Below are 13,738 nucleotides of genomic sequence, written 5' to 3'. Positions count from 1 at the left end.
TGATCCGAAAAATGGAGGTAGACATGGGGATGGAAGTGACAGAAAAAACAGTGAAGCTGGCAGTCAATGGCGGGATTAACTTTGGTTCAAAGCTCAACGCCAGACAGCTGCTCGTTTTGGCAAAATACCTGCCGGATGATCAGGAACTCGAGCTGACCACATTCCAGCAGCTCTACATTGAGATTCCGGAGGGACGAAAGGAAGAAGCTGTTGCAGAATTTGAGGCTGCCGGGCTGAGCTGTTATCCTGTCGGCAGCTTTGTCAAAAGCCTCCGAACCTGCAATTTTTGCAAGGGTGCTGAGGAGGAAGGAATGCCGGTCGCAATCGAGCTGAACAGAAGAATTGCCGGCAAGCCTGTACCTTTCACGCTCAAGCCCGCCTATACCGGGTGCCCGGTTGGCTGCGGCGAGCCGCTGGTCAACGACATCGGCATCATGAAGGTCGGCGAAGGCTACAACCTATATGCCGGGGGAAAATCCAAGGGCCAGGACGCTGCTCCAGCCGGCTTGCTGTTTGAGCAGCTTACACCAGAAGAACTTTATCAAAAAGTGGATCGGCTTATTGAAATTTATGCCGAGCACGGGAAAAAGCGTGAGCAAATGCATAAATTCATGAACCGGTTTGGGAAGGAACAGCTGATGGAGGCTTTGAATCAGACTTTCAGATAGAAAATAGGGATTAAACTCCCACTCTCAGCATAAGGGCGTACTCGTCCTTATGCTTTTATTTTGCGAATAACCCTGTACATCACAGGGCATCTATAAGAAGTGAAACTTACATTGAAAAAGGGTGTCCTGATGGCTCTTTCGATTTATCTCACGATTACGATCCTGGTTCTTCAATTTGCGTACCATGTGCAAAAACCGCTGAGTTTCCTCCAAAACGCAGTGATTTTCATGGTGGTTGCGATCATTACGCGCCAGTGTTTGACGCTTTTAGTGATGGAATGGAAGTTTTATAAAATGACCGAGGACGATTGGCTTTTCGTTTGCTTGCTATTGTGCCGGGATGTGCTGACTCCGATGATGTCTGTGATTTTTATCAATTTTTATGTTCGTGCAAAATCAGCAGGGCAGAAGGCGGTCGTCTTCCTGGTATCTCTGGTCATCCTCCTTGCGCTTCACCAGCTGGCTATAACATTTAACCTCCTTACATATCTCAAATGGAATTTCTTTTATACCATCCTGCTGAATGCGGGATTCCTGCTGACCGCACTAGGAGTCTTCAAACTGATTTCACTTACACTGGAGAATCGCAAACATGAAAGTTTATGATAGAGCATTTAACGAAAATGAATGGTTCGTCATCATCAGCATAATTGTCATGAACGTGGCGATTTGGTTAGCACCGCGAATCTTCAGCAAGCTGGAGGCTGTCGGGTATTATATATTCGGCATCTACATCGGCCTTTTTTATGACCATACGATCAGCATCAAACCCTGGGATTTTTACGATGTGAATGATAATTCCTCCTATCAGTTCATCGATTTCCTGAGCTACATCATGTATGGTCCATACGGCTATTTCTTTCTCTATTTCTATGTAAAATGGAACATCCGCCGGCTGAAAATCATTCCTTATATCCTGATATGGTCAGCTTTCTCGTTGCTGATGGAGTTGATTAGCCTCAAGGTTGGCTTATTCCATTTTGACAAAGGCTATCGCATGTACTGGTCCTTCCCGATTTACCTGTTTTCGCAAAGCCTGATGATCATCTTTTACCATTTATCCGTAAAAAGAAAAAACTGGAAAAATTTATAAGTCTCAACTATAATTTAACCACTACATAGTTGAGGGGAATTTCTATGGTTAAACATGGTGCCATACGTTTGGTTTATATCGTTTTACAGTACATAATCGGAGTGCTTTTATTTATCGTGATCGGCAGCTTGCCAGTCCTTCTTCGGGATTTGACCTATGATTTTGAAGGGTATTTTACGAAGATCAGGGAACTGTCTGTGAAAATTTTCACCCTGAGCGATTTAACTTACAATGGAAAGCATGACATGATCTCCGCGGTGATGGGGCGTTTTTTCTATTCTATGAAGACGCTGGGCACGGCATTTTTCGCGGCTCTCATCCTGGCTTTCCTGCTCTCTTATTTAATTGTTCTCTTTTTTGGAAAAAAGAAAGACTATATTTTAAGTTTTATAGAAATCATCCGGGCGGTCCCTGATGTTCTGTGGATGTTTTTGCTCCAGGTTTTCGTTATCTGGATTTATAAAAGCTTTGGGATGAAGCTGGTGCAGACCGTCTCATTGGGGAGTGATAACCAGGCTGTCCTGCTGCCGCTTATCAGTCTAAGTCTCCCGATCTTCCTTTTTCTCACACAAATCATCGTTCTTAAGATTTTTGAAGAATTGGATAAGCAGTATATTATCTTCGCCAAGTCAAAGGGGTTAACCCCGATTTACATGCTGAATATGCATGTCATCCGCAACATCAGCCAGGATTTGCTTGGCCACTTTAAAACGATCATCTGGATGATGCTCTCGACATTGGTGATGGTCGAGTATGTGTTTAACATGGACGGGTTGATGCTGTTCAACATTAAGAATCTTTCCGTTGAGCTGTTCGTATTCACCTGTATTTTGTTTTTTACGCCTTTTTTTATACTTTATAGATTACTAGATGTCAGAAGGGATCCGCGATGAAGACATTGTTGAAGAGGAAAAAATTCATATTTGGTGCGTCGTTCCTGATCATCATGGTGACGCTCAGTCTTTTGAATACCGTCTTGAATGACGGGAAAATCAGGCAGGTGCTGCTTGTATATAATGAGGATGGGTCGCTGCAGAAGGCGCCGCCCTATCCGCCCTTCGATGTCTTCCTGTTTGGCTCGGACATGTATGGCTATGATATGCTCCACACGGTGATTGAGGGGGCGAAGTATTCGATTGGCATCGTCTTGATTGTCGCCTTCTTCAGGATGCTATTTTCCATCATGCTCAGCTATTTTTTGTTCAGGGTTCCTGAACGTGTTTTCAAAGTCATCAAAGCAATTTCCGAACCTTTATCCTTTTTCCCGCAGACACTGATTGCCTATTTTCTGCTGCGGACGGTGGTCATGTATACAATTGAGGGCTTTCATCACCCCCTCTGGGTACGGGTAGTATACGAGTTCATCATTTTGATCCTCGTAGCGCTGCCAGCCTTGACGGTCCAGCTGATCGAACAGAAACGCCGGATTTGGAAGGAAGAGTTTATCGAATCAGCCATCACGCTTGGCGGCAGCAAGCGCCATATCTATTTCAAACATGTTCTGCCTCAGCTGTACGAGGAATGGGTCCTGATGTTCGGCCAGCAGTTTTTGCAGGTGCTGACCCTGCTCGTCCACCTCGGAGTCATGCTGATCCTGTTTGGCGGCACCATCCTCGGAGACGGCGATCCGCCAACATCCGTCACCCATGAATGGTCCGGACTGATCGGACTCAACAAACGCTTCATGCTCACATACGAATGGATCGTCTATGTACCAATCCTGTTCTTCACCCTCACAGCCCTGAGCGTAGCCATGATCAATAAAGCCCTCAGCGACTGGTTCAAGCACAAAGACATGATCAGGAAGAGTAAGTAAAACAGAGGTAAAACAGAGGGACGGTTCTCCTGTTTTTGGAAAAACAGAAGAACCGTCCCTCTGTTTATAACACTTTCGTACTATACAAATACCCCGTTTGATGAATAGCTTCGGGGTCTTGTTTTTGGCATAATGGTCTTTAACGAAACTCATTATGAGTTTGGCCCATTCATTGGCTAGTGGCACCCTCCATTCGGCCAGTGAGTGGGTTTTATTTGTGTTTCGGGAACCCTCACGGTAAAATTAATTAACTGAAAATTCTAAACTAAAAGGAGGTGCGCTCTTGCATCAGGCACTTTCTCAAAGAAGGGAAAAATCCGCCAGGCTGTTCATGAGTTCCGTGTCACTGCTGGGCTGGCTGCTGATACTTTTTTCATTGGTAAAATTGGAGCCGCCCGCTGAGCCGATTGTTCTGGTCCTTTTATTTATTTTCCTGCTTATTAGCGAGTATTACCCGATGCCGGTGTGGCGGGGGCAGACGGCGATTACTTTCCCGGTTGTGTACGTTCTGTTCCTGCTCTATGGATTTCCCTACACGGCCATTGCTTACGGAGGTGCCGTGCTGATTGTCAACCTGATCCATCGGAGGCCGTTCAGGACGGTGTTTTTCAATCCAGCTCAACTGGTGCTCAGTTTTTACGGTGCAGTCTTGATGCTGCCGTATTTCAAAGGCTTACTGGATAAACTGGCACTCACTCCGACTGTTCAGGGTTTCCTTGAGTATTTCTTCCTGTTAGCTTTGTACGTCATCATCAATAATCTGATCGTCGACCTCGTACTCTTTATCAGGCCGCAGCATTATTCTTTTAAAATGTGGATGCAAAAAAATATGACAGAGCTGAACAGTGCTGCGATTTCGCTGATATACGGCATCATCCTGTATGTGGTCGGGAGCCAGAACCGCGGTGAAATCGATGTGTTTGCCTATTTCTTCTTTTTCTCGCCGCTTGTCGGGATTTCCTTGTTGAGTGCCACGATTGCCAGGCTGAAAAGAGAGAAAAATCGTCTGAAGCTGCTTTTTTCCATTACGTCGGAGCTGAACCAAATGCTTCCTTCTCAGGACTGGCTTTCGGCACTCAAGGGAAGGTTCAACGAGCTGATCGGAGCGGAGGCAAGCCTGTTATGGATCAAACGAGACGGGGAATGGGTTTTGAGCTTCAAGGATGGAAGGACGCTGCAAAACTGCGAATTGCCAGCTGCTGCATTTGAAGAGTTCGAGGAGATGAGGCGGCCGATCATCTATAATGACCGGAAAAAGGTCGGCGGGCCTGCAGCGGAATGTTTTGAAGACGATGTAAAGGCCTTCGTCTATTCACCTCTAGTGATCGAGAACGAGACAATCGGCATGTTCATCATCGCCAGGAGCCGGACAAAGAGTTTTCAGGATGATGATGTACAATCGATTGCGACGCTGGCGAACCAGCTTGCTGTCATCATCAAGACACGGATGCTTTTTACCGAAAAAGAAAAACGGATTGTTCTGGAAGAACGGAACCGAATTGCCCGTGATATCCACGATGGTGTCGCCCAGACACTTGCCGGAGCCGTCATGAAGCTTGAAACAGCAGGGAAAAAATTCACGAAGAATCCTGAAGAAACGAGAAAGCTCGTCGATGAAAGTGTCCTTGGCCTCAGGGAAAGCCTGAAGGAGGTGCGCGAATCCATCTATGCATTGCGGCCCTATCCGACGCAAAAGGCGACTCTTGCTGAGGCAATTTTACGAAAAATCGAAGCGGTCCAGAAGGAGTTCCAGCAGGATATTGAATTTGAGATCAGGGGACAGGAGCTCGAATTGAGCCCAATGGTCGAGAAGGTTCTGTTCGATACCTTCCAGGAAAGCCTGCAAAACGCCATCAAACACTCACAGGCTTCGGCCATCGAAGTTCTCTTAAGCTACCAATCTGAACATATTCTTTTACGAATCAAGGATGACGGGAAAGGGTTCTCGCTGTTCCAGGCGATGCTGAAGGCGAGGAACCAGCCGCACTTCGGCATTCTGCAAATGAACGACGCCGCGGAAAAAATCAATGCTTCCTTGCAGATCGACAGCAAGGAAGGCTCAGGAACGGAAGTTGTCATCACCGTTCCTAGAATGGGAATCGAGGGGGAGAACACCAATGATCAGGCTCATGCTAGTGGATGACCATGCCGTCCTGAGAGACGGGCTGCGCACCATCATTTCTGTCGAGGAAGATATCGAGGTTGTCGGTGAGGCCGTCACAGGCGACGACGCCCTTATACAGGCAGAAAAATGCAAGCCCGACATGATTTTGATGGACATCAACATGCCGATGAAAAACGGAGTGGAAGTAACGGGCATTTTAAAAAAGAAATACCCGCATATCAAAATCCTCGTGTTGACGATGCACAGCCACGAAGAATACTTCATGTCGGCAATTCGTGAGGGAGCGGACGGCTATTTACTGAAGGACGCACCATCCGACCAGGTTGTCGAAGCCATTCGTACCGTCGCCGGCGGCGAATCGGTCATCCATCCGTCCATGACGAGGAAGCTGCTCGCCTTCCATCAGCAAAAACAAACGCAGCAGGAAGACACCACGCTGACCGAGCGCGAAAAGGAAGTCCTGCTCTGTCTCGTCGAAGGCCTCAGCAATAAAGAAATCGCCGACCGCCTGTTCATCAGCGACAAAACGGTCAAAATCCACGTCAGCAAAATCTTCAAAAAGCTGAATGTCAAAAGCCGCTCCCAGGTCGTCATCCATGCGGTCCAGCACCAGCTCGTGCCGATTCCGCCGACTGCATAGTGTATATAGTAGAGTCCCTGAGGAGGGGCTCTTTTTCTATGGCTACTACTTTAGTAGTATCGAAGATTAGTACAGAGGTAATTATTTTTTACCCCGAATGCAGAATGGTTTTCTTGTAAATATTGTGGGAATATTAAGAAAAATAGCTAAGGGGTTGAATCATTAAATGAAGTTTAAAGCTGCATTTTTAGCAATTGTCCTTATGGCCGCGACATTTTTTGCTTGTGTTGTTCCTGGGTCGACCACGAAGGCAGTTGAGCCTGTAAAAGCGGTAGTGGATGCCGAGTTGACGAAAAAACTATTAACGGCAATCGGACCGGTCGAAGCGATCGTAACTTTTAAAAGCGATGAAGGAGTGCTGCCGGAGCAGGTGAAGCTGCTTGAGTCCGCAGGCATCACAAAAGGGCTTACGCTGAAAAGCCTGCCAATCGCCGGGGTTATAGCGACGAAAAAACAGATTGATCAGCTGGCACAGAGCGACCAGGTCGTATCGATTTATTTGAACAAAAAGCTGAAATATGAAAATGCAGATGCGACAGATCTCACAGGAGTCAATCAGGTTCGCACAGATGATAATATGAGAAAGCTCAATGGCGGACTGCCGGTATCCGGAAAGGGGATTGGCGTTGTTATCAATGACAGCGGGGTTGACGGAACGCATAAGGATCTGGAGTTTGGCAGTCACCTCGTGCAGAACGTTTTAGGATCCACCAATCTGAATGCCATCAGTTCACTGCTGCCAGTGAGCTATGTTGAGAACGTGCCAAACACGGATTCAAGTTCAGGGCACGGCACCCATGTTGCCGGCATCGTTGGCGGTACGGGCGCGATGTCAGGCGGGAAGTATGAAGGAGTCGCTCCAGGTGCAAACTTGATTGGCTATGGATCTGGTGCAGCCGTTGCGATGCTTGATACGATTGGTGGATTCGATTACGCCCTGACCCATCAGCAGCAATACAATATCCGCGTGATCACGAATTCATGGGGAGACACGAGTGATGCAGGAACAGATTTTGATCCTTACCACCCAATCAATATCGCGACAAAGAAATTGTACGACCGCGGGATCGTGACGGTTTTCTCAGCAGGGAATTCCGGCCCAGCTGCAAAGACAATTTCCGGCAATTATAAAAAAGCACCATGGGTTGTAACGGTTGCAGCAGGAGACAAATCTGGCAAACTGGCTAATTTCTCCTCACGCGGTGAGGAAGGTCGAGGCGGAACGGTCACTGTTGATGGCCAGACATTTAAATGGGCCGACCAGCCTACGGTGACATCACCTGGTGTGGACATCATCTCGACAAGAGTCATCAGCCCGCTTGTCGTACTGGGGGCACCATCGGATGTTGAATATATCGAGCCCGCACACCTGCCGTATTACACGACGATGAGCGGAACCTCGATGGCTGCACCGCATGTTGCAGGCATCATCGCCCTGATGCTCGAAGCGAACCCGGCGCTGTCGCCTACCCAGGTTAAATCAATCCTTGAAAAAACAGCCACGTCCATGCCGGATTACGCTGTTTGGGAGGTTGGCGCAGGTTATGTGAATGCCTATAAAGCTGTGGATGCATCTTTTAAGGCGAAAAAGTGATTGAAATGATCTCCCTTGCGAGTGCAGGGGAGATTTTTTGTCTTGTTCCTGGGCAAGGAGCTCCATTCAAAGCTCAAAAACTTTCAAGTTACCTCTTTTTCGGGTGAAAACACAGGTGAAATTCCAGCTGGAAAAATTATTCTCTTAATCAGACGCATTAATTGCGTGATAGTCCGGCGGAATTGCGTAATAATGAATGGTATTTTCGTAAAGCGAGGAGCTTATTGCACAAAAGCACCGCATAATTGCGCCGTCATCCAATATATGGAGAAAATCCTCTATCAAACTTCTATAGCACTACCCAACTACAACTTTTGTACGATACGAGAATAGTCATTCCGGAAATCGAATTTATTACCTTTGAAGAATAGTTTTCATTTGGGCCAATGCAGATAATTAAGTTAGGAATATTCAAAATTTTTATAAGGTGAGAGGAGAATACGATGAAACGTTTGATGTATCTGTTATGTGCCCTGTTGCTCGTTTTTCCGTCGTTCATGGCGCAGCAAGGAAAGGTTGGGGCAGCCACGGGCGGCACGGCTGTCATTGACCCGCTCGTGAGCAAAGCGCTCAACACAGCAAGCTCGCTGGAACTCATCGTCACTTTTAAAGGCGACGGTGCACCGACCAGCGCACAGCAATCCCTATTAAAAACGCTAGGGATCGAGACGGGAATCAGTATGAAGTCCCTGCCGATTGCAGGCGTCATCGCGACAAAATCACAAATTGAACAGCTTGCGGCAAGTCCTGAGGTTCAGTCCATTTACCTTAATAAAAAGCTTACCTATTTCAACGCTGATGCAACAGCCATCACGGGAGTGGATAAAGCCAGGACGGACGACAGCTTCCGCAAGGCAAACGGCGGCCTGCCTGTTTCGGGTAAAGGAATTGGCGTCGTCGTGAATGACAGCGGCGTGGATGGCACGCACAAGGATCATGAGTTAGGTAAAAACCTCGTCCAGAATGTCATGGGATCAACAAACCTTAATGCCTTGGCACCAGGCTTGCTGCCAATCACCTATGTCGAGAACGTGGCAAACACGGACACGAACTCCGGACATGGCACACATGTTGCCGGGACGGTCGGCGGAACAGGCGCGATGTCTGGCGGCAAGTATGAAGGAGCGGCACCGGGGGCAGACTTGATCGGCTACGGTTCAGGCGCTGCGTTATTCGTCCTTGACGGCATCGGTGGTTTCGACTACGCCATCACCCATCAATCGCAATACAATATCCGCGTCATCACCAATTCATGGGGTTCATCTGGCGACTTTGATCCGAATCACCCAATCAATATTGCCAGCAAAAAAGCATATGACCGAGGCATTACCGTTCTTTTTGCAGCGGGAAATGAAGGTCCTGGCGAAAATACGCACAATCCATACGCAAAAGCACCGTGGGTCATTTCCGTAGCGGCAGGCGTGAAGGATGGTACGCTTGCGGACTTCTCTTCAAGAGGCACGAAGGGTGCCGGGGGCACTTTTACAATAGACGGCAAGGAATGGACCTGGAAGGATGAACCGACCATTACAGCACCTGGAGTTGACATTGTTTCAACGAGAGTCATCGCGCCGGTCTCAACACTGGCTGCTGACCAGGATGCACAAACAATCGAACCTGCTTACTTGCCTTACTACACAACAATGAGCGGTACCTCGATGGCCACGCCGCACGTTGCTGGGGTCGTTGCCCTGATGCTTGAAGCAAATCCTTTGCTGTCACCTGCTGAAGTCAAAGAGATCCTTGAACAGACAGCTACAAATATGCCAGGCTACGAAACATGGGAAGCCGGGGCAGGATATGTCAATGCCTATGCAGCAATCGATAAGAGCTTTAACAATACCGCTTATGGTAAAACAGTGAACGCAACACAGACCTTTTACAGCAATGTTGAGTCTTCTACGGAGCGCAAGGAGTTTTCCGTTGAGTACAACCCGCTTACCTTTCTTTCGGTGAATCAATATGAATTCACCGTTGAAGAAGGCATGTCCAGTCTTGTCGCAAAAGCAGATGGTGCCGGTGTCATGGGCGAGACGGGCAACCCGATCAATCTCATCCTGATTTCACCGGATGGAACAGAGTACAGCTCGGGTGTCAGCCTGCTGTTCCCGTTGAATTACGATCGGACCGTATCTGTCACATCTCCTGCTCCTGGAACCTGGAAGGCGGAAATCCGCGGCCTGCGCGGAGCAGATGCGAATCCAATCGGTATCGCTTTGCCGGAAACGGTAAAAGGGGAACTGGCCTTCACGAAGGTCAGCGGTTTCTCAGGATTGAACGATATTACAGGACATCCAGCAGCCGACGCAATTAAAATGGGCGTGAGTGAACGCTTGTTTGATGGCTTCTCTAGTGGCGCTTTCAAGCCTGATGCGCTTTTAACAAGAGCGGAGCTGGCGAAATATCTGGTGATGGGCGCGGAAATCAAGCAAGCACTGCCTTCGACGGCTAGTTTCACGGATGTATCCGGCAGCGACCTCCCATTTGTCGAAGCAGCTGCAGCGAAAGGAGCTTCCTTCCGTGACCAGCAGCATGTCCAGAAAGGAGTCATCCTCCCGAAAGCAGCGGGAAAGTTCGCTCCTAAGGACGGCGTAACCCGTGCAGAGCTGGCATACTCACTGGTCCAGGCATTAGGATTGCAAAAAGAAGCAGAAGCATTCAGCGGTGAACTGACAGTCCAATATAAAGATGAAAGAATCGCGGTAGCTGACGCTGGCGAAGTACCCCAGCACCTGAAAGGCTACGTCCAGCTCGCATTGGACCTGAACATCCTTAACGCCAAGTTCGCCGTCACCCAAGGACGCTACGACCTGAAGCCAAAAGTAACAGCAACGTTCGAACCATCGGCTAAAAACACACGCGGAGACTTCGCCGTCGCTATGACACGCTACTATAATGCGTTTCTGAAATAAGGTAAAATGAGAACAGGCCTACTGGGTCTGTTCTTTTTTGAAGAAATGGGAGGATAAGGTGACCAATTTAGAAGCTATATTCTTCGATTTTGAAGGAACATTCCTGGATTGTGAGGCATCGCTTGAAAGATTAAGCGATCGAATTAGAAATAACTTAAGGCTTAGAAGTTATCATCTGTAATTGAAGGAACTGGTTAGGAATATACACAGAGGAGCGACTGGACATGAGCAATTTTAACAATTCATACCATCCCCCGGCACCTTCAGACTATATCAATCTGCGGCTAGAAGCAGGCATGAGCGGAAAATCGATCGAGGCAGTCAGAATTGGTTTGGAGAACTCTTTATTTTCCGTTACTGTTTATGAAGAATCACAATTAATTGCAATGGGAAGGATCATTGGCGATGGAGGGACAGCTTTTCAAATTGTAGACATTGTCGTTAAGCCAAGTCACCAGGGGATGGGGCTGGGAAAACGGGTAATGACCGAAATCATGGCATACCTCGACCAGCATACATACAAAGGCTCATATGTCAGCCTGATAGCAGATGACCCGGCAAACAAACTGTATGAACAATTCGGTTTTGCTTACACCTTGCCAAAATCGCATGGAATGTATCGTAAATACTAAGTTGCAGAGAGGGACGGTTCTCCTGTTTTTCCAAAAACAGGAGAACCGTCCCTCTGTTTTGCCTCTGTTTTATGCAAATTATGGAATGCGGGATTTTATACGGTGGGCAGTATTCTTGAGGGGGTGTAAATGTGGTTTAATAAGCCAAGGAAAATTAAATGACAGTATTTTAGATTGAAGGATGGTTGGATTTTAGATGAAGTACGCACCGGAAGATATTCAGCTGATTAAAGACCAGCTTGGCAGCCAGTCATTGTCTACTATTGCGAAAAGGCTGAACCGAAGCATCGTGGCCCTCGAAGTGAAGATTACGAGATTGGGTCTGTCCCATACCAAATCCTACACGGGAATGCTGACCGCCGGGGAACTGGCAAAAATCCTCAACGTTGACCGAAATACAGTCATGCAGTGGATCCTCAACCATGAGCTTGATTCATATCAACGGATTACCCGCAATAAAAAGAGATTTACCTTCATAAACATAGATGATTTTTGGTCATGGGCAGAACATAACCGCCATAAAATTAACTTCTCCAAACTCGAGCCTGACGCACTACCTCCAGAGCCTGCCTGGGTGGCAGAAGAGCGGAAAATCGCCAGGCAAGTCACGAATTACAAATCATGGACGAAGCAGGAAGAAAAGCAGGTACTTGAATTGTATTGCTGTGGAAAAACGCTGGCAGAAATTGCTGATCTGGTCGGACGGACAAGAGAGTCCATCCGCAAAAAGATCAAGCGGCTGACGGAAAATCATTTTTCTTAATTTAATATAAAATATGGTAAATACTCCAAGACTCTTGTAAAACTTGTAAAATAATAGTATATTTTTTCTACACAAACATTATTAATTATTTCATAGATTGGGTTTTGAATGTGTCTCCAGGAGGAATATTATGGATATTTATGTTGCCAGGCAGCCGATATTTGATATAAATGAAAAGACTATTGCTTACGAATTATTATATCGAAGCAGCACGGCCAATAATTATCAGCACACGAACGGAGACCAGGCCACAACAGATGTGATTGTAAATAGTTTTTTGAATATTGGCATTAAAGAGCTTTCAAATGGCAAGCCTTGTTTCATTAATTTTACCGAAAAGCTCTTGAAGCTTGGGGTTCCTTCCTACTTCAATCCATTATCCATTGTCGTGGAAATCCTTGAGACAGTTGAATTGAATGAGGATACTCTCCAGATTTGCAAGGAGCTGAAGGCTCATGGTTATACCATCGCCCTGGATGACTTCTTTGTCTCACAGTGGAATGACCTGACAGTCCAGCTATTGGATTATATCGATATTATCAAGATTGATTTCCGCAGCACCACTCGAGCTGACCGCCAGGAAATGATCCGGTTTATTAAAGACCGGGAGATCCGGATCCTCGCCGAAAAAGTCGAAACAATCGAAGAATACATAGAAGCAAAGGAAGATGGCTTCGTCTATTTCCAGGGATTTTATTTTAGCAAACCGGTCATTTTGAATAGCTATGATATTCCATCATACTATCATTCTTATTTTCAGATTTTAAAAGAAATCGAGAGTCCAGAACCTGATCTTGAAAAAATCAAGGACGTCATCGAACGTGACATCTCGCTCTCCTATAAATTGCTCAGGCTCATTAATAATCCGGTGTTCCGCCCGAGAAATGAGGTTTCCTCCATTAAGCAAGCCATTATTCTCCTGGGGCTGAACGAAATCAAGAAATGGATTTATGTCCTTGCAATCAGGGGAGCCGACCGGGGAACAGATGGGGCATCAAAGGAACGGGAAATCATTGAATTATCGCTTAAGCGGGGGAAGCTTGGCGAGTTGATTGGAAGGAAGGTAGGCAGGGAAGTGCTCGCCTCGAAATACTTCCTGCTTGGAATGTTTTCCTTGATAGATTCCTTGCTGCATCTTCCAATGGAAGACCTTCTGGAAGACCTCCCATTAAGCAACGAGCTCAAGGATGCATTGTCAGGAGAAAAGAATGACGAGTATATAGTACTTCAATTTTTAAAAGATGTGGAGCAAGCCTTCCATGAAAATCATGAAATATCGTTCAACCCAACAACGATGCCGCAAGAAGAGCTTTTCAGGCTATACGGCGAAGCAAGTGATTGGGCTGCGAAAATTTTGAGTGAAGTCAATCCATAATCATTAAAGCATGCGGTTGCATGCTTTTTTTCAATAATGAAAGTTTCTTGTAACCAGCCTCCAAAAGAGATATATTTTAAAAAAGACAATTTTAAACTATTTGGAATTTTAGCTGAATGA

Annotated in this window: 12 protein-coding genes; all 12 read left to right on the top strand. The window is 46.7% G+C overall.

Annotated elements, in window-relative coordinates; all coding sequences use genetic code 11:
* Positions 1-29: 29 nt before the first annotated feature.
* The 12 genes from EJA10_RS18010 (at position 30) to EJA10_RS17955 (ending at position 13,618) form a co-directional block, all read left to right on the top strand.
* Positions 30-668 (top strand): NAD(P)/FAD-dependent oxidoreductase, encoded by a 639-nt coding sequence (locus EJA10_RS18010; RefSeq protein WP_125481489.1) that lies wholly within the window; start codon positions 30-32, stop codon positions 666-668.
* A 99-nt stretch (positions 669-767) separates the two neighbouring features.
* Positions 768-1,274 (top strand): hypothetical protein, encoded by a 507-nt coding sequence (locus tag EJA10_RS18005; protein ID WP_125481418.1) that lies wholly within the window; start codon positions 768-770, stop codon positions 1,272-1,274.
* Positions 1,261-1,761, top strand: coding sequence for a hypothetical protein (locus tag EJA10_RS18000; protein ID WP_125481417.1), 501 nt, complete (start codon positions 1,261-1,263; stop codon positions 1,759-1,761). Before EJA10_RS18005 ends, EJA10_RS18000 begins: the two co-directional genes overlap by 14 nt.
* 44 nt (positions 1,762-1,805) lie before the next feature.
* Positions 1,806-2,654: an ABC transporter permease subunit gene (locus EJA10_RS17995; RefSeq protein WP_125481416.1), complete on the top strand. Its 849-nt coding sequence runs from the start codon at positions 1,806-1,808 to the stop codon at positions 2,652-2,654.
* Positions 2,651-3,577, top strand: a complete 927-nt coding sequence (locus tag EJA10_RS17990; protein ID WP_125481415.1) for a peptide ABC transporter permease — start codon at positions 2,651-2,653, stop codon at positions 3,575-3,577. Before EJA10_RS17995 ends, EJA10_RS17990 begins: the two co-directional genes overlap by 4 nt.
* Before the next feature lie 283 nt (positions 3,578-3,860).
* Positions 3,861-5,720 carry a sensor histidine kinase gene (locus tag EJA10_RS17985; RefSeq protein ID WP_125481414.1) on the top strand — a complete coding sequence of 620 codons (1,860 nt, stop codon included), beginning with the start codon at positions 3,861-3,863 and terminating at the stop codon, positions 5,718-5,720.
* Positions 5,695-6,342, top strand: a complete 648-nt coding sequence (locus EJA10_RS17980) for a response regulator (protein WP_125481413.1) — start codon at positions 5,695-5,697, stop codon at positions 6,340-6,342. The genes EJA10_RS17985 and EJA10_RS17980 overlap by 26 nt, the downstream gene beginning before the upstream one ends.
* Before the next feature lie 166 nt (positions 6,343-6,508).
* On the top strand, positions 6,509-7,936 hold the full coding sequence (locus EJA10_RS17975; protein ID WP_125481412.1) for a S8 family serine peptidase: 1,428 nt from the start codon (positions 6,509-6,511) through the stop codon (positions 7,934-7,936).
* A 443-nt stretch (positions 7,937-8,379) separates the two neighbouring features.
* A complete protein-coding gene (locus EJA10_RS17970) occupies positions 8,380-10,848 on the top strand; it encodes a S8 family serine peptidase (RefSeq protein WP_125481411.1) in 2,469 nt (822 codons plus the stop codon).
* Between the two features lie 224 nt (positions 10,849-11,072).
* Entirely contained in the window at positions 11,073-11,480 is a 408-nt protein-coding gene (locus EJA10_RS17965) for a GNAT family N-acetyltransferase (protein WP_125481410.1), read from the top strand.
* A gap of 196 nt (positions 11,481-11,676) precedes the next feature.
* Complete coding sequence (locus EJA10_RS17960; protein WP_125481409.1) at positions 11,677-12,243, top strand: helix-turn-helix domain-containing protein; 567 nt, start codon at positions 11,677-11,679, stop codon at positions 12,241-12,243.
* Positions 12,244-12,373: 130 nt separating this feature from the next.
* A complete protein-coding gene (locus EJA10_RS17955) occupies positions 12,374-13,618 on the top strand; it encodes an EAL and HDOD domain-containing protein (RefSeq protein WP_125481408.1) in 1,245 nt (414 codons plus the stop codon).
* The last annotated feature ends 120 nt before the right edge of the window (positions 13,619-13,738 follow it).

Origin of the sequence: Mesobacillus subterraneus, from assembly GCF_003937825.1 — a bacterium.
Lineage (GTDB): Bacteria > Bacillota > Bacilli > Bacillales > Cytobacillaceae > Mesobacillus > Mesobacillus subterraneus.
This window is presented reverse-complemented; position numbering and strand designations above follow the sequence as displayed.

Excerpts from the sequence above, each read along its gene's own strand:
- EJA10_RS18010 (WP_125481489.1), top strand. The coding sequence starts at position 30 with ATGGAAGTGACAGAAAAAACAGTGAAGCTGGCAGTCAATGGCGGGATT.
- EJA10_RS18000 (WP_125481417.1), top strand. The coding sequence starts at position 1,261 with ATGAAAGTTTATGATAGAGCATTTAACGAAAATGAATGGTTCGTCATC.
- EJA10_RS17995 (WP_125481416.1), top strand. The coding sequence starts at position 1,806 with ATGGTTAAACATGGTGCCATACGTTTGGTTTATATCGTTTTACAGTAC.
- EJA10_RS17990 (WP_125481415.1), top strand. The coding sequence starts at position 2,651 with ATGAAGACATTGTTGAAGAGGAAAAAATTCATATTTGGTGCGTCGTTC.
- EJA10_RS17980 (WP_125481413.1), top strand. The coding sequence starts at position 5,695 with ATGATCAGGCTCATGCTAGTGGATGACCATGCCGTCCTGAGAGACGGG.
- EJA10_RS17975 (WP_125481412.1), top strand. The coding sequence starts at position 6,509 with ATGAAGTTTAAAGCTGCATTTTTAGCAATTGTCCTTATGGCCGCGACA.
- EJA10_RS17970 (WP_125481411.1), top strand. The coding sequence starts at position 8,380 with ATGAAACGTTTGATGTATCTGTTATGTGCCCTGTTGCTCGTTTTTCCG.
- EJA10_RS17965 (WP_125481410.1), top strand. The coding sequence starts at position 11,073 with ATGAGCAATTTTAACAATTCATACCATCCCCCGGCACCTTCAGACTAT.
- EJA10_RS17960 (WP_125481409.1), top strand. The coding sequence starts at position 11,677 with ATGAAGTACGCACCGGAAGATATTCAGCTGATTAAAGACCAGCTTGGC.
- EJA10_RS17955 (WP_125481408.1), top strand. The coding sequence starts at position 12,374 with ATGGATATTTATGTTGCCAGGCAGCCGATATTTGATATAAATGAAAAG.